This is a genomic window from Pseudoalteromonas sp. 1181_04 (assembly GCF_052850545.1).
In genome coordinates this window covers 31,112-56,363 of the sequence record NZ_VXCS01000021.1, presented here as the reverse complement: position 1 = coordinate 56,363, position 25,252 = coordinate 31,112, and the positions used below count along the sequence as shown (strand labels likewise).

Below are 25,252 nucleotides of genomic sequence, written 5' to 3'. Positions count from 1 at the left end.
ATGACGGCTAGCGCAGGCGCGTGGTATCGCGTAGGAACAGTAAATGTAACAAGCGGACAGCAAGGAATTGTTGGTGTTGGTACTAATTGGCAAAATGATGTTATCGCCATTGCCATAGGTGATATTTTTACCGTTGACTCTAAAACGTTTTACGAAGTAACAGCAGTTAACAGTGATACCAGCATTTCATTAGATCGAAACTTTGAAGGCGTGACCGACGCTGGAATTAACTACGCGATCGTTCGTAATACGTCCGGCACTATTCTCACTCGAATTGCGGGCCAAGTATCAGTTCAATTTAATCAAAAGCAATTGTTCTTAGACGAGCTGCGGATCTGGTTAAACTCAGATAATGCAAGTGAAGAACTAACAGATAGTCATGGTGTAAAACACGAATTAAAAACGCCTGCTCAAATGGTTCGTGATCATGATGACAAGCTTGCTGAACTTGATGAAATTCATCCTTTTCCGTGGGCTATGCGAAAGGTCGAGTTCGAAGCCCGCCGCGCCGCGAACAATGAAAAATACGCTGCAAGTGGGTTTGTGCATTTTGGTAAGCACTTTGTAAATTCCGCAGAATTTATAAAAGAGGGCATTACATGTTTTTCTAGCTTCTGGGATGAGCCTAACAAAAACAGGTTCTGGATGGGACGAAGTTCTCAGGCACCTAGTGTTGGAGGTGCATCAAAAACAGACTCAGCAATTTTAAATATTGCGGGTGTTATAACAAATTTAGAGTCTCTTGCAGATGATTACGCTGAAACATCAAGGTTAACCACGGTAAAACTCCCCCCCGCTGAAGATGGCACCCGTACTTACGACAGCTATATAGGTGTTAGTGTTACACATGCAACTCCCGCAATCGCATTTGCTAGTGAAACTGCTACTAACAAAGTAGTCACTGAACGCGTTGACATGTGGGGCTTTGAAGCTTTCTTGCGTGAAATTAATGCTACTGACCCGTTCGTTTATAAGTATGGGTTAATTCAAAGCCAATTAACTGACATTAGTGGTGTTGCAACAGTAAATGATAATGTTCGCCCCATTACCTATTTTGCATGGTATGAAGGTGATGAATCAAGCCGTGGTAAAGGCGTAAACTGGCAAACAGCAACAGAAGCACAGCGCATAGTAATCGCAAGTGACCCCGAGAATAATATCTACTTTGATGATGCAACGGGCAAGTTTTATCAATGGTGTATTCGTGGGCGTAGTTTTTCGGGCGCGGGTAATAGGGATTGGCTAAATTTAGACACTTCAAGAGCCATAGATATCTCGCCAAGTTATAAACTAGTTGTTGCAGCACAAGGCATTGCTGATTATCGCGAACCATTTGTATCTGCAATAACTCGTGCACACTCTTATCGAGGTTTTGGAGCAGCATATAATGATAAACCACATTTAGGGGCGTATACACTAGTCTCATCAAGTACGACCACGGCCATAAATGGCGAATGTTACTTTCTGGTCTGCGGTACAGTAGCAAGGATAAATACAGGATTATATCATCCATCATTCAATCCTTTCGGATCAGCGCGGGCTATTGATGATAAAAGTTGGTCAAGTACATCGACATCGTTTAAATCCAAAGCCGATTGTTTTGATAATTCAAAAATACTCCTAGTTTCCGGTAATTATTCAAGCGGGAAAAGCGGCAGAACCGATGGTCGTTATTATGATGTTATTAAAAATGGTGGTTTCGGAGGTGTTGCACGAGATATGAGATACGGCTCCTCCGGTTTAAAAAAAGAGGATTTTGAAAATTCTAATCGCTCATTAATATCAGGCACTTATCGTGGGTTAGATAATTTGAAGGTTAGTAAAGTAATAGATTCTGGGTACTGGCTATCTTCTAATCATAGTAACAAATTATCTAAATGGATAAACTATCAAGGAGATGTTGTTGTATATTTAAACTCAGTTGATCTCGGTATAGGTAATGGGGATAGTCTGATAGTCATAGATTTTACAAAAAACATTATCTTCAGGCTTTCAAATCTCTATGATTGCAATGTATCTACAGTCAAATGCCTACTATCTGATGTATTCCCACTTCAAGGAGTTTTCCCAACTGGTAGCGGTTCTGCCTCTGGAACGGTCTACCTTATCCATGAATCAAATTTGGATAATTCAATAGGTGATGGCTTGTACCATACAGACGTACAAGGTGGCCCTGCTGAGATATTACTCTGTGATGATTTAAAAAATGGATGGGTGGGAAATTGGATACATGATATTCCAGACGGTATAAAAGACTTGTTTGAATTGACACGTCCTTATACGGGCATCGGAACCGATATCACTTGCACATACACGTTAGACAATGGTGCAACATGGACTAAAGATCTCACCGCAATTAGTAGCTCATTACGAAACACAGTTACAGTGACTGATATGCCCGCTAATCAGTTGACTATCTGGCAATATCAAACTCAAGCTAATGTAACTAAAAAGGCATTGAATGTCGCGCCATACGGTTTTTTGGAAGGCATGGGACCGGTGTTTATAAGTTCAAGGGCAAGAGCTGAAACGGCGAGAATACTAGGTTATTCACTTATCTCAAAAGTATTAAAAAGCCAAAATTCATCAGCGGTTGGTAAAGACCATGAGATTCTCCCTCTGACAAAAACCCAATTTGGTGATGGATTTGAAAAATTAATATCAATAGGTACATTTATTAGTGAGCATTCATCGATAGGGATCGCCCCACCAACGACAGCCGCAAGTTCAGCATTCAAGGCCCTTAGTTATAATGTTGTTGATAGCCAGCAAGCCTTTATTAACTACGCGTATATAGAGCTGAAACACAACGGTACAGACTGGGGCGATGACAGTAAAATTCACATCGCAGACAATCAAACAACAATGCTAGATGAAAACGGTAACACTGTTTTGGTCGGTACTGCGCGTTGCGTTGAACCACTTGGATGGATTAAAAATGACAAATAATATAACCCCACTTTTAGATTTTATCGTCCTAGATGACGAGCAAGCCCCTGTTCTTAACGAGCAGGGTTTCCCTACACTTAAACAAGCGCCAATCACTAAACAAATAGCAGATCTAATCGAAAAGGGAAAAGTTGAAAATATTGAAATATTTGCACAGTTAACCAGTGATGGTGAACAGTATGAATGGGCTAGTGAGTATTTAGACTATTTAAAATTATTGGCTTGGGTAGAGAAACAAAATGCTAGCTTGCCAGAGCCCGTTGCTGATGAAGATGGCATAGTCACTCCACCGGAACCGCTTAATCTTCCTATGGAGCCAATTCGCCCAGAAGTACGAACGGTAGAGCAGGTGCTTGAGCCATTTTCTAAAGCGATATCTAAACTTAAGGGCATAGAGTTTAAAGGCGTTAATATAGCCCTAACTGAAACAAATCAAAATGGCCTATCTGCGTTAAAAAGCGCGCTCGAAATGGCAAAAGAATTTGAAGTTGACGATCAATTATTCCCAATAAGGTTCAATGCTGAAACGTGCGGCGGAGTTGAAGTAGTTGAACTGCTGGACGAAACCGAGTTTAAACAGTTCGGAATTAATTTTATTATGGCGCGAAAGGCGTTTTTTGAGTGAGGTTTACATGATAACGACATTAAAAACACTTAGAACGTTAATAGGCTACATTTTATGTGGCCTTTTATTTGTCTGGCCTTTTATTATTTTATCGTTGTTCGCTTTATTTGGCAGTGTGTGGGCGTTTAACAGTTTGTACAGCATAGATATAACTATCTGTAGCATTTGCCATGGCACTAAGTTGGAATCAATTTCAGCAAGAAGCTATAGGCTTAGGCACGATAGGCGCTATTACTATCAAATGATTGTAATTGATTGTCTTGCAAAACCATTTGACGGAACTGATCACTGCAAGCGAGCTTACAAATGGGAAAGCAAAGTAATAAACAAGCTAGTAAACATCAATAACTAAAACCACCCCGACTCAATACAAACAATAAGCGACCCTCATGCCTGCGATTACCGTTAAAACATTTGCCGGTGAACGGCCTAAACTCGATCCGCGATTACTCCCTAACGAATCAGCATCCATTGCTTACGGTTGTCATTTTGATAATGGCAATCTATCACCCCTCAAGCGTCCAGCTCTTACCGGTATTGCGGTACTTCAAGCCGCAAAAACAATCTATAAGCATTTAAACGAACATTGGTTTGCGTGGGATAAAGTCGTTAATGCGGTTGCAAGTCCTATTGCTGATGATCCTTGGCAGCGTGTTTATTTTACGGGTGATGGTTACCCGAAGGTGACTAACAACGCTATTTTTAGTGGCTCGAATATGCCTGCGTTCTCGTATCGCTTGGGCATTCAAGCGCCAGAGGTGGCTATTATCGGCGTTGTTACTGAGGCTGCAACTGATGAAGTTGATCCTAATGATGATGAAACGCGCTATTACACTCATACATTTGTGACTGAACAGGGCGAAGAAGGACCACCAGGCGAAGCATCAAACGCGATTGAAATTCTGTATCCCGATGAGGATGGCACGTTTGTAACGCTGGCATTTTCAGCGCCGAACGTTAACGCATCAAACATTACTCACCGCAGAATATACCGCACAGCTACAGGTGGTGGCATTGCTGATTATCTATTTGTTGCAGAGATACCAATTTCACAAGCAACATTTGTAGATAACGTACCGGGTGAAAGCTTGGGATCAGCACTGGATACTTACGATTATGAAATACCAAACGAAAAAATGATCGGTTTAACGTCCATGGCTAATGGGATTCTTGCAGGCTTTTTTGATAGTACGGTGTGCTTTAGCGAGTCTTACTTGCCTTACGCGTGGCCAAGCGAATACCAGTTAACGACTGAACATGAAATTGTAACCGTTGCTGCGCTTGGTAATACGCTGGCTGTACTAACCAAAGGTTACCCGTATATGTTCAGCGGAGTTACACCTAACGCGATGGCCGGCCAAAAGTTAGAATCGAACCAATCTTGTGTTAGTGCTCGATCTGCAGTGATCGTCAATGGCTCGCTTATTTATGCAAGCCCTGATGGGTTAATTGCGTTCACAAGTAGCGGCTTAACAATGCTCACTAATCAGATAATTACACGCGAGCAATGGCAAGATTTAGAGCCAAGCACGATTGAAGCCTACCACCAAGAGGGGCGTTATTTAGCATTTTACGGCGCAAACTTGGACAAGGGCTTTATTTTCGATCCAAGTACCGGTGACTTTAGGCATTTTACGGCGACGGCAACTTGCGGTTTCAACAGTTTGGAAGATGATGCGCTTTATACATGCCAAGGCGGAAACCTAAGTAAGTGGGAGGCAAGCCCCGCGGTTATGGATTACCAGTGGCGCTCTAAGGACTTTGAAGCGAACGACATTAGCTTTGCGTGTGCGATGGTGAAAGGTGTTGATGTGAGCCTGTCAGGGCTGCGTATTTTTGCTGATGAAACAGAGGTATTGCATTTAGAGCCAGGTCAAATACCTTCGTCCGCTTTCAGGTTGCCACCATCACGCGGTGACTCATGGGCGTTTGAGGTTTACGGGAAAGGCACTATTCACAGCGTTTCTATTGCTACTACTATGCGCGAGGTTGCAGCTTAATGGCAAAGCTTAAAAAAGGAAGTTTCCCCGGCATTGCACGCCAAGGTAAACAGAATCAATCAGAAAGCGCGATCACTGAAAACATTGAGATATTAACCGGACAACGTGGCAATGGTGAAAACCGCGCATTGTTAGTTAAAGATTTAGTTAATTTAGATGATATGAAGCGCACAGCGCTTATTAACAGTACAAGTAGCAATAACAATACTGGCGGACTCCCAATTACTACTGGCGGCGTTCAGCGCCCGCATAAGCCAGTTAATTTAATAGGCACTGGCGGGTTTACATTTATCGCGATTACGTGGGATAAGCCAGCGTATCGAGGCCATGCGTATGCTGAGATTTGGCGCAGTGAAAGCGATGTATTTTCTACAGCGGTAAAAATTGCAACGGAAGTTGCCGACATATTCAGTGATAGCGTGAATATGGGTGCTGAATATTACTATTGGGTGCGCTTTGTTAATGTGGCCGATATGGTTGGACCAACACAAGGTGCTAACGGCTTATACGTTAAAACACAAAAATCAGCCGAGTTAATACTTGATGAAATTGGCGGGTTGATTGAGAAGTCACACCTTGGTGATTTTCTAACGTCTGCCATCGATTCTATACCCGCGTTAGAGTTCGTTATTGATGAAATAAAGCTAGAAACAATACCGGCATTACAGGTGGATATTGATCAGTTTAAAATCGATATTGCTGATTTAAGAACGGATACGGACCAGTTTTTAGTTGATATACCTGCTCTACAAACAAACTTAGACAATGTAAATCTTGTCGAAATACCAGCATTAAAAACTGATTTAGATAATATAAATCTAGTAGAAATACCAGCACTAAAAACTAATATCGATCAGTTTAAGATCGATATTCCGGCACTAAGAGATAACGTTGACCAGTTTTTAATTGATTTCCCAAGTATTCAGCAAGAAGTAGATGCTATAAAAATAGAGATCCCTAGTTTACAGGACTCTATTGCCGAACTGAATGCAGAAACAGAAGTCGCTAAGCTAGAGGCGCAAGAAGCGAAAGATCGTGTTGAGTCGATAGAAATTAGCAGTGACGATCTTGCTAGGCAGCTCATTGATGCTGCACTTATCAATGATGAAAACTGGCAGAACAATGCTGTTAAGTTTGTTTTGTTTGAATCTGAACTTAATAATGTTAATGCTCGCATTGAATCTGAGTTCTTAACCAAGACTGAAGCTAACGAAGTAATAGCTGCAGCAGCAGAAAGCATACGTGTAGAAATTGAAGAGCATGGCACATCACTAAGCGGTGATATATCAAACACGTACTATACTAAGGCGACAACGGATCAAGTAATCGCAACCGCGACAACAAATGTTAAAGCTGAAATCGAAGATCCTAACGGCAGTAGTATAGGCGCTCTATTAGATACTCAATACTACACGGCGGTAGATACTGACAGCGCGATAAGTCTATCAGCACAGCAAATCAAGGCGGACATAGAAGATCCGCAAGGTAACAGCCTTGGCGCACTAATAAACAACGACTATTACACAGGCGTAGAAACTGATAGCGCGATAGCCGCTTATGGTGTTCAGCTAAAGGCAAGCATTGAAGATCCTCAAGGTAATAGCGTTGGCGCAACGCTGCAGCAAAACTACTACACTAAAACGGCCACTGATAATGCGCTTAGCCAATTAACGACTAACTTAGAGTCAACCATAGCTGCGGGTGATCAAAGCACTGAGAACACTATAACAGCGCTATTAGATACTCAATACTACACGCAGGCTCAAGCTAACAGCGCAATATCACAAGCGACAACCCAGCTACAATCACAAGTTAACACACAGATTGACGGTGTTAATGACTCAATCGATAATAAAATAGCTTCTGTTAGCGCAACACTTACCAGTGACTACTACACAAGCGCAGAAACCGATCAGGCTATGGTCGTTTCATCGCAGCTATTAAAGGCTGAAATTGAGAACCCTGCAGGCAATAGCCTTGGCGCAACACTCTTTAATGACTACTCGACCAAAGTTGACACAGAGCAATCGGTAGCGCGCGCCATTTTTGAGCTAAGTAGTCAGTTTGATCCGTTGGCGCAGGCGGTTATAGATAACGCACTGGCAAATGATGAAGCAATTGAGCGTCAGCAAGTGATCACCGCTAACATTCTGCGCACTCAAGAGGTCATAACAACTGAGTCTCAAGCGTTGGCACAATCGTTATCTGTTATTGAAACGCAATTTAATGACAGTAGCGCCCGCATTACAGCACTTGATAAAGTTGTTTCTACAAGCATAACGTCTAGCGCTGAAAAGGCTTTTCTTCTTGAGAGTAAAGTTGACAGTAATCAATCTTACTTAGAGGTAAATTACTTTACTAAAGTCGATACACAATCAGCCATTAGCGAAGCAACTACACAGTTACAATCGATTATTGACGGCGTGAGCGCGGATATATACGATAATTTTTATACGTCAGCACAAGCAGATAGCGCCATCTCTCAAGCCGTCACTGTATTGAAGGGAAGTGTTGATAGCGACTTAGGACTAATAACAACTGATCTACAAAATAACTACTACACAAGTGCGCAAGCAGATAGTGCTATAAGCCAAGCTACCCAATTACTTCAATCAGCAATTGAAGATCCAGACGGCGATAGCCTGGGAGCTACGTTATTTATTAGTTATTCGACCACCACCGAAGTTAACCAGGCAATAACAGACGCGACAACGCAGCTCAACTCAAACATTGATGGCTTAGAAGCGGATATTTACGAAAACTTTTACACAAAAACAGACGCGGATAGCGCGGTTTCGGGCAGTGTGACGGCGCTAAAGTCTGAATTAATACAGGCTATAGAGGACGGCGATACAGCTTTAAGTCAAAGCATTACCGCCGATTTACAAGAAAATTATTACACTCAAGTCGAAACTGATAGCGCAATAAGCCAAGCCACAACGACATTAAAATCAGCTATCGAGGACCCCGCAGGCGATAGCCTTGGTGCTGAATTATTTACTAAGTATTACACCAAGACCGATACAGACGGCGCATTAGCAGAATTAAACACGCAGATCAGGGCTGAATATCAACCGCTAAGCGAGGCGGTTATTGAAAACGCGCTTGCTAATGACGAATCTAATGCACAGCGCTTAAAGTATGAAGCTGAAATAATCTCAAAACAGCAAGTATTGGTGGATGAACAAGGGGCTTTAGCTGAATCCATTTTTGCCCTGCGTTCAGAGTTTGGCGGGAACCAGGCAGAGCTTTACACATTGCGAGAAACGTTTGCAAATAACGTGCTCGCGACTGCAAAAGAAGTTAACTGGCTAGAATCATCCATTGGTGATGTTTCAGCTACGCTATTAAATAACTATGACACATCGGCCACTGCGAGTGAGGCAATTGTTAGTGCTGTACTGGCGTTAAAATCTGAAATTGAGGATCCAAACGGCGATAGTATTGGTGCTAATCTGCAAGTAAATTACTATACCAAAACTGATACTGATAGCGCGTTAAGCGATCTAACAACGCAATTAAACTCAAATGTAGATGGCTTATCCGCTGATATTTATGAGAACTTTTACACTAAAACAAATGCCGATAGCGCTATAAGTTCGGCGGTGACAGCGCTTAGGTCTGATTATGAAAGTGATATTGCTGATATTAATGCGGGCCTTGATCTAAATTACTACACTAAAACGGATGCTGACACAGCAATTGCACAGGCAAGCACAACGTTAAAAGCCGCTATTGAGGATCCGAACGGTGATAGTGTTGGTGCAACGCTGTTTAATGATCACTATACGAAGGTTGGCGCTGACAGCGCAATAAGCAATGCGACAACGGCCTTAAAGTCGGCTATTGAGGACCCAAACGGATCAAGCATTGGCGCAGACCTACAGCAGAATTATTCAACGACTGTAGAAATGGGCGAGGCTATAAGCGAGGCGACCACTCAGCTACAATCTAGTATTGATGGTGTTAGCGCTGATATTTACGAGAACTTTTACACCAAGGTAAACGCTGACAGTGCGATCAGCTCAGCGGTAACCGCGTTGCGCTCAGACGTTGAAAGTGACATAGGATTGATAAACGCAGGTTTAGATCAAAACTATTACACGAAAACGGATACAGATACCGCCATTGCGCAAGCTGATCAGTTATTGAAATCAGCCATCGAGGACCCGAACGGCGCAAGCTTAGGTGCAACGCTTTATAACGCTTATTACACGAAAGTCGATACAGACAGTGCAATTACGAGCGCAACAAACGCATTGCAATCAGCCATCGAAGATCCAAGCGGCTCAAGTATTGGCGCTGACTTGCAAACTAACTATTCGACAACAGCAGAGACCGGGCTCGCAATATCACAGGCTACGCAGCAACTTAAATCCGCAATAGAAGATCCGAACGGCGATAGTTTAGCAGCAGATATATATCAAAAATTCTCAACGAAAACGGATACTGAATCAGCGATAAGCACAGCTAACACAGCATTAAAATCAACAATTGATAGCGATATTGCTGACGGTGATCAGGGTGTTAAAGATGATATTAACGCAGATTTACAGGTTAACTACTCAACTAAGGCGCAGACAGGGGAAGCAATTAGCCAGGCGACAACTGCGCTAAAAAGTGAAATTGAAGATCCTGAAGGCAATAGCATTGGCGCAACGTTGTTTAACGACTTTCAAACTAAAGCGGACGCAGAAGAAGCAACCGCAAGCACTAGCCAACAGCTTAGAGCAGAGTATACACCAAGTGCACAGGCGATTATTGAAAACGCGCTTGCTAATGACTTGGAGGGCGAAAGAAGATCATTTGCTGAGGCTGATTTAATATTAAACCAGCAAGTGCTGGCTAATGAGCAGACAGCATTGGCAGAAAGTGTTTTTGCTTTAAATGCGTCAATTGATGAAAGCAAAGCAGGTTTATACCAACTGCAAACCACTTTTGCCAACAAAACGAAGGCAACCGCACAGGACTTGCTAAAAATTGATAGCAGTGTTGGCGATATTAAAGCTGATTTAGTAAATAACTATTTCACAAGCGCAGACGTTAACGAAGCCATAGCCAGCGCTGATACGGCATTACGCTCGGTCATTGAGGATCCGAACGGCGATAGTATTGGCGCTGATCTACAAACTAATTACTATACTAAGAGCGCAGCCGATAGCGCGATAAGTTCAGCAACTACGCAGCTAAAAGCGAATATTGAGGACCCGAACGGTGATAGTATAGGTGCTGATTTATTTGTTAACTATTTAACAAAGACAGAAACAAACACCGCAATTAGCGAAGCTAAAACGCTTTTAAACTCAGCCATTGATGATGTTGAATCGGATTTGCAAGTTAATTACTCGACAACTGTAGAAATGGACTCAGCAATAAGCGCAGCGTCAACAATACTGAAATCAAATATTGATGATAACCAAGGCGTGCTAGTCACAGATTATTACACTAAAGTCGCAGCTGATAGTGCTATAAGCTCAGCCGTAACCGCTTTACAGTCTAGCGTTGATGGGGATTTAGGAGCATTAGAATCTAATCTGCAAACCAACTACTACACTAAGACGGCAGCAGACAGCGCAATAAGCAACGCTACAACACAGTTAAAAAGCGAACTCGTAGATCCTAACGGAGATAGCATTGGTGCTGAGCTATTTAACGAGTATTACACGCAGTATGACACTGATGAGGCTATATCTAGCGCTAACACAATACTAAAAAGCCAGATAGAGGACCCGAACGGCAATAGTTTGGGCGCAAGCTTGCAAACGCTTAGTCAAACCGTAGCTACAAACGAAGGTGTATTCTCAGCGCTATGGGGAGTTAAAACCAATGTAAATGGCTTGCAATCAAGTGTTGGTTTGGTTAATGACGGCGTTGAACCAATATTCGCAGTCAAAGGCGCTAAGTTTGCGATTATAACGGATCAAGATCCTACTAACTTAACGCCTGTCTTTGCTGTGCAGGGTAATCAGACTGTTATTAATTCTGCTGTTATAGACCAAGCATTTATACAGAGCTTAGTTACTGACGAACTGCTATCTAATCGTGTAACCGTTGGATCATCATTTACCACGCCATCAATAAACTACGATCGCATTAGCGGTGCGCGTAGTGGTAATTTCTCTATTGATCCTAACGGTAACATGTTAGCAAAGAGCGCAACTCTTGAATCCGTTACTATCAAAGATAATAACGGCAACGTAGTTATGTCATCCACTGGCGCTATACCATCATCAAAAATAACAGGTCTAGGAGCTTTAGCGACACAGAACGGAGTGGATTATAACGATTTAGCAAGTAAGCCTATATTAGGGAGTTTCGCTTCAAAAAATTCACTGTCTTATAATGAAGTAACAGGTAAGCCTGCTTTTGGCTCGCTTGCCTACTTAAATTCACTCGCATACGACAGCATTACAGGAAAACCAACGTTAGGGCCGTTTGCTGGGTTAAGTAAAATATTGAGTTCAAATGTGACTACATACATTGCGAATGGCGCAATTGGTAGTGCGCAAATAGATCAGGCGTATATCAACACGCTGTTTGGTCAGAACGCGAGCTTTTACGGTACGGTGTATGCGCAAAATCTTGAGGGTGATGTGTATGATGTTAAGTTTAAAGATACAATCGCAGTGATGCCAACCAGTTCAAATAAAACACTAGTAAGCTTTACTGTGTCAGCCCAGCCGTTTGCTAGAAACGTTGTTATTTCTGAGGTTGAAGCGTATGGACAAGGCTATAGTTCACAAGATTCATTCTCTATTAATGCTTCAATGTATGGTAGTCATACAGCATCAGCGCTTGATAATAAAAGCTGGCTTGGTCGAGGTGATACATTCCAAACCTTCTTGTTACCAAGCTTTGTCACAACCATTCCAGCAAATACAACAAGAACATTTTCAATCAAGTTAGAGACAACTGGATCATCTGGTACATTTTTAGGCATTAGAGGCACGGTAAAGTGCGAGGTGTTTAAAGATGGCTCAACAATATCTTAATTAATGGATAACCCCCCCAATATAGGTTAATATTTTACCATAATGACGAAATCGTATCTGCAATGTGTGTCATGGCTAAATCACCGTGACCGGCTTAAAGAGCCAATAACGCGTATAGGTAATATTGCAAACGATCCCGACCTATATCAAAAAATCAACGAAGCCTGCTCAAATGAGTGGGCTTTTTTGTTTTTAGCCCCTGACGGTTTTGTTGTTTTATGGCCCCGCATTGCGAATAACAAAGCATACATAGAGGTAACTATAGCGTCTTGCCATGGTGGCAACGCGATGCTTAGGTATCAACCCCACATAATCGAGCTTGCCAAACGCGGCACAGCCGCATTCATTGAATTTGCAACAGCCAGAAAAGGTTTTAACAAAGTCGCCCCCTTGAACGGGTGGCAGCGCGGCGGTGCGCGTGATGACTTGACCATTTGGCGGAATTACTTAGGAAAACATCATGGGTAAGTCGAGTGAAATTAAAGAAACTGAATACGAAAAAGAGTTAGCGAAAGTTTATGCCGAAGAGTGGGAGCTATACCAAGAAAAAATAGTGCCATTTGAAAACATTGTTATTAATGATGCGCAAAAGGCTAACGATAAAGCGGTTTATGATGATATAGCCGAGAATGCAAATCTTGGTTATAAAAAATCATTCACAGAAGCGAAAAACAATACGCTATCAAGCATGCAGGCTAATGGTGTTAATCCTAACTCTGGCAAGTTTAAACAAACATTAAGCGACATATCAGACAATGAAGCCAGTGTGACCAGTGATGCTACAGCGCGCTCGCAAGTGGCAGGGCAAGAACGTTACATAGGCAAAATGGCTAATGTAATGGCTATGGGGCAAGGGCAGTCACAAGAAGCAACAGCAACGCTCAGCGATATTGCGCAAAGTTCACAGCGAAAAGCGTTTAATGATGCAAGTATATCCCAACAGCAGTCTGATAACTTACTAGGTGCGGCCGGAGCAGTGGCAGGAGCCGCAGGCAGTTATTATAAAAATTTACCACCCCCAAAAGCTGACGCAGTGATTAACCCTAACGCAGCAACCCCAAGCGATATAAATAAGTCACTAGTAGGAGGTGGTTAATATGAACTTTAACTTAGCAAGCAATGATGGACCGCAAGAAGCGATTGCAGATCAGGGCGCTATACGCACAGCAAGCTATCAAGATGCATTAGCTGATATTACGCGCCAGCAATTTGAAGATTATAAAAATCGATTTTTACCAGTTCAAGAGCAGCTGTTTGACCTAGCAACTAACGACACGTTGTTAAACGAACAGATGGAACGCAACGGACAGAGCATTGATCGTGCGTTTAATCAGTCAAAACAAAGTGAGTCAATGGCGCTGGGTAGATACGGGCTATCACCAGACAACAGCAAGCAAGACAGTAATAACACAGGCTTATTAAAGAGCTTAACGACTGCTTCGGTAAATAATGAAACGCGCAGCTCAGTCGATGATCTGCAAAATAAAATTTTAACAGGTCAAGGCGGCGCGCCAAAAGGCCTAGCTGATATAGGTAAAAAATAATGTCTTATTCAATTATGCAAGCAGGCCAAAGCACTAAAGGCAAAGCGACTGGTTCACTCAAAACACTATCGGACTTGGAGCAAAACCGCGAAATGCGGAATGACCAAGCTGAGCAGCAAACTAAAAACTCACAAATGAGCGGCGCGGCTTCTGGCGCAATGATTGGCACACAAATAATGCCAGGTTGGGGAACTGCCATAGGTGCAGTAGTTGGTTTTGCGGCTGGATCACTCTAAGGGGTAATGTATGGCGGGAGCATTTGTAGACGGCGCACTAAAAGGTTTTAACATGATGGAGCGCCATCAATCACGCATGTTTAACGAGCAGCGTTTAAGCGATTTAGATAAACGCAACGATCAACGTTACCAGCAGCAACAAGGCCGTTTAGCCGATATGGATAAGCGTGACGAGGAGCGTTACCAAGCGCAGCAAGGACGATTGTCTGACTTAGATAAGGAACGTGTAGCTAACAGAGAACAAGACGTTAAATGGCGAGAAAGCCAAGGTGAACAAGCTGAAGAACAACGACAATGGCAACGAAATTGGCAGCAGCAGCAAGCGCAATGGCAAAAAGACGAACAGGCTATTCCTATTGCTTGGCAGTCATTTAGGCAAACAGGCCAGATACCTGACGACTTAAGCGATGTTCTTGAGCGTAATAAGGGTATGGACCCTAGAACATATCTTAACCCTGAATACCGAGAGCAAGTGAAAGGTCTTGGAGAAAAGTTAGATAGCGTAATTAAAACTGGCAAAATGGCTGAGGCTAATTCACCTGAAACGGTCCAGCTATTTGACAAGGTGTTTAAAGATAAAATTCAAGCTTCTGTTGGTCAATATGACGAGGACGTTAAATCAAAGATTGTTGGCGTCGATTTTGCGGGGTTTGTACCAGTTGAAGAAAAAGGCGGTCGTGTTGGTCTCGCGCTAAAGGTGACTTATGAAAACGGTTCTCAAGAAGTTAAGCCGATGACTAAAGGTAGAACGTCAGAAGGCGATGACCCTGTAATGACGTACACACCTAAAGAGCTTATTGGTACAGTAAAAGCGCGTGTAATGATGGCCGATATGATGGAGCGCCCGGAGTATTGGGATCAAATGGGTGCGCAAGTTGGTGCAAGCTTTGGACAGCGCAGCCAGACAAAAGAAGCGCCCAAAGAGGTTGAATATCGCAAGGCTAAAGTTCAGTTATTAGAAGCAAAGGCTAAAGCGTTAAGTGATATTGAATCAGGCAAAGGAGCAACTATGCCGCTTTCTGGCGAGGCCAAGGCGCAAGCGCTAGCAGGTGTGGAAGCTCAATTTAGCAATCAACTTAAGCAACTAGAAAGTATTTATGGTTCGCCAGAGTCAGCAAGTGAGACTAATAAAGGCGAGCAGACTAAATACATAAGTAAAGTTGATGGTGTCGATGCTAAAGGTGTTATCACTAAATTTATGGAAGCAAATAAAAACCTATCAGAACAGCAGGCAACACAAATAGCCATCCAGCAAGGGTACTTATCAAATGACCAATAAAATAGTTGATCCGTTTACAAATAAAGAAATCGAATTTATTGATCCGTTTGCAGATAATAAAACAGAATCAGGAATGGCTGCTGCATTTGGCGCTGGTGTCGATAAGGTTCAAGAGCTTGGCTATCGTGCTGTAAAAGGTTTTACTGATGTTGGCGAAACAGGTAGCGAGCAGGAAGGGGGCTCTATTGCGCAGTCGGTAGCTAACACTGTAGGTCAAGGAGGGGCGCTATCTAAATGGGCTCAAGAAGGGATTGATCGCAATGTTAAAGAGCAGGAAGCATATAAGCCCACGGTTGGATCATATAAAGATATTAGCGGACTTAGTGATTTAGGTAGTTATACAGGCGAGTTAGTTGCGGGCTCTATTCCTTACATGGCGGGCGCGGCAACAGGTGTAGGCGCATTTGGTATGGCTGGCGGGTTATCTAATGAAGCATACGAAAAGCAACCAGAAGGCGAAAAGGACGAAGTAAAAGCGGTTGCGTCCGGTGCAGGTCAAATGCTACTTGAGCGGTTAGGTATCAAGGTAAGTATGGGCCAACTAGGTAAAGACATTTTAAAAGATGGTGTATTTGAAACTGCCAAACGCATGGGCAAAGGCGAGCTTATTGATGCTGTGCGTGATCCGAGTTTTGCTAAGCGAATATTTAAAGGTGCTGTGGGGGAAGGTTTAACCGAATCAGGCCAAGAAGCACTTGCCCAATGGGGGGCTGGAAAAAGCTTAGATGAAATAAATGGTTTAGATGAAGCTTTTGTTGGCGGCTTTGTTGTAGGTGGCGCAATGCGCGCTGGCTCTGAATCAGCCCAAAAAGTTATGGGTTATCAGCAGAAAACAGCCGAAGCGGTTAAAGATGGCGTTGATCAGCTTGTAGAGGCGGGAACATCACCAGAGGAAGCTATTGAAACAGTTAAAAAACAGCAATATGACTCGGCTATAAAACAGGGGCTGAGCGATGTAGAAGCTTCGGCAATAGTTGCCCGGACAATGAAAGAAAAGTTCGGTATTGATGATCCTTTGTTTGCTGCGGCAGCAGAGCCAGATCAGCAAGAACAGGTTATACCTGATGATAATTCAACGCCTAAGTTTGAAGATAACACAACTAGCAAAGTTGATTATGATGCGCCGACAGCTGCACGCCAAGCAGGCTTTGATCAAACAGCTAAAGCCGCTGGGCAATATGGCGATATGCTTACAAGCCCTGCACAGCAATCATTAAAGGCACTTGATGAAGGCAATAACGCGCCTACTGTAGACGAACGAGTAAAAGCGGCAGCGTTTGACAAGTCGCCAACGCCAGAAGATCGATTTAGCCCTATTAAGTACCAGCATGAAGGTGAGTTATTAAGTCCAGAAGCACAAAGAGCGCAAGGCATAGGCAACCCACCTATAGACGGGCAGATAGTGCCAGAGCAAGGCAAGCTGCCAACGACAGAGCAAACTAAAAACCGCGAAATGCGTGAGCAGGCACAAGCTGATCTTGAGTCGCAGCCTAAAAGTATTGAGAAAAAGAATATTATCTTTGGCGAAGATGGCCGTCCACAGCAGCGCGCAGCAGAGCGAGTTAAGCAAGCTGGTAAAGACTCGCAAAATTTATTGCCTCAAAAAGATATTGTTTTTGCAGGTAATGAAAGCGGTGTAAACGTTGCTAAAAGTGGTGAACCGTTTAAAACCAAGCGTGATGCCTTATTAAGCAAAGAAGCACGCGCAGCACGCAGAGCAGGTAAAAAAACTAAGGCAGTTAGTTTTGATAATGGCTTTGGCTGGACCGTCAAAAGCGATGCAAGTACCGCACCTAATACAGCTCCGGATATAAGTGCGGACAAACAGCAAGCAGATGCTACCCTCACAGATGAGGGCACCATACCGCAAAGCAATGAAACTATTGATGAAACAAACACACAACCAACCGCTAACTTAGCGGGCGATCCCATCGATGGTGAATGGACTGCGTTTAGCCAGCAAAGCGAAACTAAAAATATACCGCGCTCAGAAATGCCGCAAATCAAAGCTGAAAACCGTGGTGCCATGGTTAACTTTATGAACGCGCGTGACATAAGCCATGAACAAGGCGAAGTGCCTGCAAGCTCATTAAAGCCAACGCAGCAAGAATTTTCACCCGCCAAGGTCAAAAAAGCGATGGAGTTTGAGGGCGGTAACCGCTCTATATTAGTATCGAATGATAACTATGTTTTAGACGGTCATCACCAATGGTTAGCCGCCCGTGAAAAAGGCGAACCAGTAAAAGTGATCCGCTTAAATGCGCCAATTGAACAACTAGTGCCATTAGCCAAAGAAATGCCCAGTACTGAAACGCAGGACGATGCTGGCAAACTAACTACCACTGGTAATGAAGAAACTGCCACCACTGGTAAACTAAATGGTGATAATGGTAAACAATCTGAACAAAAAGCCGTTGAAACTGCCGAAACTGGTAAATTAATTGAACAAGAGCCGGCAACCACTGAACAAACAAACGAACTCCCTCCAATACTAAAAACAACTAAACGCAAATGGCTACAGAGCCAAGTGAAAGAGCAAGGGCTAAAAAAAGGCTCACCTGGTTTTGATGTTGCCATGGCTAAAATAGAAGAAAGTTATGAACCGGCTATTGATAAAGCGCTTGCTGAATCATCGTTTGAAATTTATCAACAGTTTAATAGTGATACGCCAGAAAGCATTAACCGCCAAGCATATAACGAACTGCGCAAAGAATTTGGCTATGATAAAGCACCACCGCCAGATGCGATTAAGCCAAATGAAGATGCAGAGCCGCCAAAGAGCGGTTTTTCTTTGCCTGAAACACTGAATGCGGATGGCATGACCGCCGATGAAATAGAGGCAGTTATCAATAAAACAAAAAACGAATTGGCCAACACAAAAACAGAAGATTGGGGCAATCTGAGAGGGCAAGGTAAGCGTACTGGCGGCATGGTTATGGGCGGTATGCGTGATTCATCATTGCAAGGCGAAAAGTCATACTTGAACCCAATAGGTAAGCTTGATGACGTTAATAAAGCTGACTATGACGATGCTATCGCAACATTTAATGATAATAGCATTGCAAAATCAGCGTATGGCAAAGCGAGAAGCGCGGGCTTTGATCATGATACATCACTACGGTATGGGTTAAGTAAAGTCGCAGATATAGGAATGACATTTTCTGAACTGTTAAAAGTTGCAAAGCAGAAAGATAAAGTGAGCGAGAAGCCTGCCAATAATAAATCAAGCAACGATCAAGAAGCAGTAAAGCAAGAGAATATTGATGACTTTGGAGAGAAGCTAGGCGGCGCACGCAAAGATGTATGGGGCGGGTTTAGTGAAGCTATACAAGATCAGCAAAATACGGCTGAGCTGCCACTTAGTAAATCATGGCCTGAACCTAACTATAGAGAACTCGCTAATAATGGTGTGAGCGGTGAAGCAATAGCGCTAATTGCAGCAATGCGCAGCGAAGTGCCTTCAAAACCAAGGCTTTCGTATAAAGTATCTCGATGGTCAGAAAAGGTAAATACTTTAAAATCTTTTGCTGCTGATCTAATGAATGGTGAGCGTGAGATAACAAGTGTAATGCAAAGAATGCGCAATCATAGCTCGAAGCTAGCGGCTATTGTTGATGCTGTCCCACCTATTGCAAAGGCAGATCTTGATACATTAAAAAGCGTTGCAGACTACCGTATTTCTTCTGGTAGTTTTTCTGTATTTGGTGGTAAAAAATACTCGCCTAATAAAGTTTTTTATTTTATAGAGCGAAATGGCCGACCAGTTTATGACGGGGCAAGTGAAACGCTAAGTGATGTGCAAGCATTATTAGCCAAGGTTATCAAAGCAAATCAAGCTGATGCTTCCAATGCTACAGGCGGGAAGAAAAGCAAAATTAGTGTTTATCGTGACCGATACACGAAAGATATTTATCTAGGCTGGAACGGCGCGAGTGGCGTTTTAAAAATAAAATCATTTGACGATTTAGGTGCCGCAAGAGATTACCTTAAAAATAACCGTGAAGAAGTCGAGCAAACACTACAAAAGATAAAAGAAACGCCAAACATGCGCAAGCCAATTAATGCTGAACGCATAGGCCCTGATCGTTATGCTGAGAATGTAACACCTGAAACATTTGGTGATGCGTTTGGCTTTAGAGGTGTGGAGTTTGGTAATTGGGTGGAGCAAGCTAAGCGTCAAAAAGATTTAAATCAAGCTTACGATGGCTTAATGGATTTAGCCGAAGCATTAGACTTGCCGCCAAAAGCATTAAGCTTAAATGGTCAGCTAGGGCTCGCGTTTGGCGCGCGTGGCAAGGGGGGTAAAAACCCTGCCGCTGCTCACTACGAACCAAATAGCGTTGTAATTAACCTTACTAAAAAGGCAGGTTCAGGATCACTTGCGCATGAGTGGTGGCACGCCCTAGATAACTATTTTGGCAAGCAAAAATCAAGAGGCGAGTTTATAACTGATATGCCTTATTCAATGCCTAGCGATGAAATCCGTCCGGAAATGGCAAGCGCATTCAAACATGTAAGAAATGCCATTGTACAAAGCGGTCTACCTGAACGGTCAAAGCAATTAGATGCCAGGCGTTCTAAAGCATATTGGGCAACACCAATAGAAATGACTGCGCGATCATTTGAAACTTACATTATTGATAAGCTAAACCAGCAAGGTATATCAAACGACTACCTTGCAAATGTGGTAGGCGATGAAGCATGGACAGCAGCAGAGTCATTAGGGTTTGAATCAGATAACACCTACCCATACCCTAACAAAGCTGAGCAAGAAAAAATAAACCCTGCTTATCAAACACTCTTTGACACTATTGAAAGTGAAAATACAAATGAAGGTATACGCTTATTCTCAAAATCTAAAAAAACAGCTAATAGTAAATCAATAAGCACTGAACAAGCGCAAAGTATTGCTGATCAGTTTGTCAAAAGCTTAAAGGGCGCTAACGGGATCACTGTAAGTATTCTTGATGATACCGCCACGGCTGAAAAATTATGGCGTATGAGCCTAGACGGCGCAACGGTTAAAGGTGCTTATAGCGAAAAAACGAAAACGGTTTTCGTAATTGCTGAAAACATTAATGACGTTACAGATTTAAAGCAAACATTAGCGCATGAAACAATCGCGCACGGCGGGCTTGATACGGTTATTGGCGCTGATGCTAAGCAAGAGTTCATTGATCGCATTAAGAAAACCAAAGGCCGCAAAGCTTTTGATAAATACTGGAAGGATGCCAATAACGACTATTGGGATGGAAGTTTAGACGTTAAAGCTGAAGAAATTTTCGCGCGCTTTGTAGAAAGCGAACCAAGCAAAGGCGAGCTAAAATACTGGTGGAATGCGCTTAAGCGCTTTATTCGCGCCCAGCTTGATAAAGTGGGGCTAGCATATAGTGAGGATACTGAATTGACCGCTATGCGAGAAATGCTTGAAAGTATCGTAAAAGGATTTAAAGCGCAACAGACTAATAGTGAAAGTGCAAACAGTGAGTTTGCTTATAGCCAGTCAGAAAAGAAATTAAGCAAGACTGCAGATGCAGACACACGTACAGCCAAAGAAAAGCTTGGGCTTGTGGATCAAGCAAGAAAAACGCTTGCAGAAAAAGCTAAAGAGCGAACCAAAGAGGTTGTTGATATATTAAAAAGTTCCCCCTTTTGGGATCGCTTAAATGAGGGCATATTTGATGGCCTTGCAGGTATTAAAAACGCAGAGCAAAGTGTCGGTATTAATGATGTCAATAAGATGGGCTATGTTAGTGCGCGTTTAGCTGCGGGCGTATCTGATGTATTACATGGTGTATTTAATTACGGTGCACCTATGTGGAAAGACGGCATAATCCAGCGTAAAGAAGATACCAAAGGCTTGCTTGAGGTGTTTGGCATGGTTGGCGATGATCTTAATGATTGGCTTGCATGGATGGGCGCGCATCGCGCAGAAAAGCTAAAAGCACAAGGCCGTGAAAACAACCTTACAACCGCAGACATTAACGAGCTTAAAGCGCTGGCCAATGGCAAAGAAAAACTGTTTGAGCAAACACGCCAAGAGTACAACAAAGTTAATTCAGCCATTCTCGATGTGGCACAGGGATCGGGGCTGATAAGTAAAGCGCAGCGTTCAGGGTTTGATGAAGAGTACTACGTGCCATTTTTCCGCGATATGGGTGAAACAGATCCTGAAATGGATGCAATTAAACGCTCTATTATTGAGCCCCATACTCGCAAGGGGATAGCTGGGCAATCAGCGCAAGTTAAAGAACTCAAAGGGGGAGTACAATCAACCAAAGATTTGCTTCAAAACATAATTACTCGTCAAAGCACATTAATTGAAGCATCGTTAAAAAACAAAGCAATGCAAGAGGTAGTTAGCAACCTTAATGGTACGGATTATATGACGCATGAAAAGAGTGACGAAGCTAAAAGCCTCACTCAAGAACAGCTTAATAAAATCAGCAAAGTCCGAGTAATGATTGACGGTGAGCCGCAAGCTTATCTTGTAAGTGATCCTGCGCTAATGCGTTCTCTTATACAAATAAACAGCACAGGCAGTCAAAATATCGTTAATAAAATTGGGCGCAGTGCTAAGCGTTTTTTAACTGCAGGCATAACTTTATCGCCAGATTTTATTGCTAAAAACTTCATACGTGACGCAGCGCATGCATGGATGATCAACAAAGATGGCTTTAAGTTTGGCACCGACAGCTACAAAGGCTTGAAAAAAGCGTTTAAAGAAGATGAAGCATACCGCGATTTAATATTCAGCGGTGCAGCATTCCAAGGGGGTTACATTCATGGGGCTGATCCAGAAGCAGCAGCACAACAAACACGCCGAGCATTACGAGCGAAAGGTTTAACAAAAAACGAAGTTGATGGTTATATGGGTAGCCTGATTACCAATGGCAAGCAGCTTCTTGAAACGTACAGAAATATCAGTGATAAAGTTGAAAACGCCAACCGGCTAAGTACGTATGAAGCATCATTAGCGAATAACAAAAGTAAGCGTGAAGCGGCATTTAATGCAAAAGATTTAATGGATTACAGCCTAAAAGGCAACTTTACAACTATAAACTTTTTAATCGATATGCTCCCATTTTTCAATGCCAGGCTTCAAGGTATGAGCAAGTTAATTAGGGCTTCGAAAGCGGGTGATAATGACAGGGTGTTAAAGGTATTAAGTGCAAATCTAGCTGCTAAAGGCGCTAAAGTAGCAGGGCTTAGTTTGGCGCTGGCTATGTATAACGATGATGACGAACGTTACCAAGAATTGCCAGATTGGGATAAGGATGCAAATTGGCATGTATTTGCAGGTGATGAGCATTGGCGGATCCCTAAACCATTTGAGTTAGGCATTGTGTTTGGCACTCTGCCTGAGCGCCTTTTCAATTACGGTGCAGGCAACCAAACGGGCAAAGACCTGCAAAAATCAATTATGCACGCAGCACTAACAACGATGGCATTAAACCCTACACCACAGTTTATGTTGCCGTTGGTAGAGACAGCATTGAATCGCTCATTCTTTAGGGATGCGCCGATAGAAGGAATGGCCGATCAAAATAAGCAAGCTGAAGATAGATACAGTGCACACACCAGCGATATAGCAATCGCAATCGGTAAGCAGCTTGGTTGGTCGCCTAAAAAAATTGAGCATGTAATTAAAGGATATACCGGCACCATTGGCAGCTACGTGCTAGGCGCAAGCGATATGCTTGCTAGGCAAGTAATGGGCAAAGAGACAGCCGACACTCCACTAAATAGATATCCGGTCATCAAAGCATTCTATCAAGGCGATAGACCAAAGGGCAGTACTAAGTTTGCAGATGAGTTTTATGATGCCCTCGACACAGCAAATCAAGCCTATGGAAGTTATAAGCGCGCAATTGAGCTGGGTGATAATGCTCGCATACAAGAGATTGTGGAAAAAGAAGGGCAAAAACTACAAAGTAAATCCGGACTAGCTAAAATACAGCGGGTAATCTCTAAAATTGGCAAAGCGCAAAAAGCAGTTAATGACAGCCAAAGATTAACCGGGGCCCAAAAACGTGAACAGCTTGATGAACTACAGCGCCAGAAAAACGCAGTGTATCACCAAGCCTATGTAGCGTTTAATTTAAGAGAGTGGTAAAAGTAAAAAGCCCGCTTAATTGCGGGCTTTTTATTAAGTTAATTATTTGAAGCTACATGATTTTTATACATAGCCTGAAAATTTATTGTTGGAAGCACAACACTTTCAAAGCCAGATAGCGTTAAAAGTGTAGCAATGTAAGCTCTTAAAAATGGGTAAGCAATAGCTGGAGAATTAACCATTGCAAAAGGTGAAGATTGAAACTCTTCAGATATGATTTCATCAGTATAAAACATTGATTCATACTGAAGATCTACAGTCGAACCACAAGGAGTTTCAACTACTAGCTTAAAGCATATAAAATAATTGTTTTCTAAATCTGGTTTAAAACCAAAGTTAGTAGAAAAGTGAACAATCTCACCATCAGTATCCTTAGTTTCAGCAGCCCTAGATATATTGAGGCTTTGAACACGACTATCGCAAAGTTGAATATTCATTTAAGCAGCCTCTGAATAATCATAGTCAGCGCTTTGATGAAAACTGCATGCTTCACCATATACCAAACTACTTCTGTGTATTCGTTTCATTTTTTCACTAAACACCATGTCTAAATCTATTTCTAGCAATCTGTAGTGATGCACTTCTAATAGAGGTAGACTTTTATGGTTGCCATTATCTATGAAACTTTTAGCCAATGGACCAATACCATTTCTGATGCTTAAGTACTCTTTTTCGAATTCTTCAGGAGTTATTCCATCTAACATTGCCTCTGCAGCTGCAAGACTTTTTTCTAATATATCCATAAAACCTCCTAAGCGCACCATTGTTTTGGATGCAAAATTTCTTTCTCTTTAATAAGTTTTTCGTAACCAGCAAATATGCAAATCTGATGTTTTCCGTTAAGGGCAATCACATCTTTGGAATTGCCGCAATTAATGAACTTTCTCTGCATAGCTTTAGAGTCATCACAGCAAGAAATGCCGAAGAAAGGAAATAGATCTGGAACATCTTTAGCTTTCATACGGTAATATGCAATCACTTCGGAAATTGTCGGCTCGTAACGGTCTCCGAGACTGATAGTCATCTTGTTAAGATATTTACTTATTAACCTTTGTAGATGTTTTATATGTAGTGGACTACTAATGAGATCAAGATAAGAATAATCTTTAGCAACAACAGCATCTAAATCCAACTTAGCAGTTAATATAGCATAGTCACCCTTAACAGAGTTTGAACCCCACCAATGTGCCAAATCGACATCCTCTATCCAAAAATAATATCCTTGTGTCAGCCACTGGCGTTCGTTGTTTTCACTCAGGAAAGGGGCTGATTTTATAATAACTTCACTGCCACCCTCTGATTTACAAGCGTGAAAAATTGGTTTATCCATAACCTAATGACCTTTATAAAGCTTCTATTTATTATTGTGTTTGCTCATATATTGTATAGCTAGTTCAACAAAACAACAATGTTTTGTGCTAAATACAATAATTTAGCATTTAGTGATAAACTTTAGTCTAGTTAATATGGGGGTATTCTAAGCAGTATTAAAGGAGCAATCTTGACATTTA

13 protein-coding genes are annotated in these 25,252 nt (G+C 42.4%); 10 read left to right on the top strand and 3 right to left on the bottom strand.

Features of this window, described 5'->3' with window-relative positions; translation table 11 throughout:
- From FW757_RS17125 to FW757_RS17080, 10 genes are all read left to right on the top strand, one after another.
- Positions 1-2,949 carry a hypothetical protein gene (locus tag FW757_RS17125; protein WP_446441471.1) on the top strand — a complete coding sequence of 983 codons (2,949 nt, stop codon included), beginning with the start codon at positions 1-3 and terminating at the stop codon, positions 2,947-2,949.
- Positions 2,939-3,574, top strand: coding sequence for a hypothetical protein (locus tag FW757_RS17120; RefSeq protein ID WP_446441470.1), 636 nt, complete (start codon positions 2,939-2,941; stop codon positions 3,572-3,574). The genes FW757_RS17125 and FW757_RS17120 overlap by 11 nt, the downstream gene beginning before the upstream one ends.
- Before the next feature lie 389 nt (positions 3,575-3,963).
- Positions 3,964-5,574 carry a hypothetical protein gene (locus tag FW757_RS17115; RefSeq protein ID WP_446441469.1) on the top strand — a complete coding sequence of 537 codons (1,611 nt, stop codon included), beginning with the start codon at positions 3,964-3,966 and terminating at the stop codon, positions 5,572-5,574.
- Positions 5,574-12,566, top strand: coding sequence for a phage tail tip fiber protein (locus tag FW757_RS17110; protein ID WP_446441468.1), 6,993 nt, complete (start codon positions 5,574-5,576; stop codon positions 12,564-12,566). Before FW757_RS17115 ends, FW757_RS17110 begins: the two co-directional genes overlap by 1 nt.
- A 42-nt stretch (positions 12,567-12,608) precedes the next feature.
- Positions 12,609-13,034: a hypothetical protein gene (locus FW757_RS17105; RefSeq protein WP_446441467.1), complete on the top strand. Its 426-nt coding sequence runs from the start codon at positions 12,609-12,611 to the stop codon at positions 13,032-13,034.
- Positions 13,027-13,662, top strand: a complete 636-nt coding sequence (locus tag FW757_RS17100; protein ID WP_446441466.1) for a hypothetical protein — start codon at positions 13,027-13,029, stop codon at positions 13,660-13,662. Before FW757_RS17105 ends, FW757_RS17100 begins: the two co-directional genes overlap by 8 nt.
- Before the next feature lies 1 nt (position 13,663).
- On the top strand, positions 13,664-14,110 hold the full coding sequence (locus FW757_RS17095; protein WP_446441465.1) for a hypothetical protein: 447 nt from the start codon (positions 13,664-13,666) through the stop codon (positions 14,108-14,110).
- The gene (locus FW757_RS17090) at positions 14,110-14,346 is read left to right on the top strand and encodes a YMGG-like glycine zipper-containing protein (protein WP_446441464.1); all 237 of its coding nucleotides are present in this window, start codon (positions 14,110-14,112) and stop codon (positions 14,344-14,346) included. The genes FW757_RS17095 and FW757_RS17090 overlap by 1 nt, the downstream gene beginning before the upstream one ends.
- Before the next feature lie 10 nt (positions 14,347-14,356).
- Positions 14,357-15,625, top strand: a complete 1,269-nt coding sequence (locus FW757_RS17085; protein ID WP_446441463.1) for a hypothetical protein — start codon at positions 14,357-14,359, stop codon at positions 15,623-15,625.
- Positions 15,615-23,741, top strand: a complete 8,127-nt coding sequence (locus FW757_RS17080; RefSeq protein ID WP_446441462.1) for an LPD38 domain-containing protein — start codon at positions 15,615-15,617, stop codon at positions 23,739-23,741. Before FW757_RS17085 ends, FW757_RS17080 begins: the two co-directional genes overlap by 11 nt.
- A gap of 38 nt (positions 23,742-23,779) precedes the next feature.
- Here the strand turns inward: FW757_RS17080 and FW757_RS17075 are convergent, their stop codons facing one another.
- The 3 genes from FW757_RS17075 to FW757_RS17065 are packed head-to-tail and all read right to left on the bottom strand — an operon-like array spanning position 23,780 to position 25,071.
- Complete coding sequence (locus FW757_RS17075; protein WP_145242171.1) at positions 23,780-24,178, bottom strand: protein-export chaperone SecB; 399 nt, start codon at positions 24,176-24,178, stop codon at positions 23,780-23,782.
- The gene (locus tag FW757_RS17070) at positions 24,179-24,484 is read right to left on the bottom strand and encodes a hypothetical protein (RefSeq protein ID WP_446441461.1); all 306 of its coding nucleotides are present in this window, start codon (positions 24,482-24,484) and stop codon (positions 24,179-24,181) included.
- An 8-nt stretch (positions 24,485-24,492) separates the two neighbouring features.
- Positions 24,493-25,071, bottom strand: coding sequence for a hypothetical protein (locus FW757_RS17065; protein ID WP_145242167.1), 579 nt, complete (start codon positions 25,069-25,071; stop codon positions 24,493-24,495).
- Between the last annotated feature and the right edge of the window lie 181 nt (positions 25,072-25,252).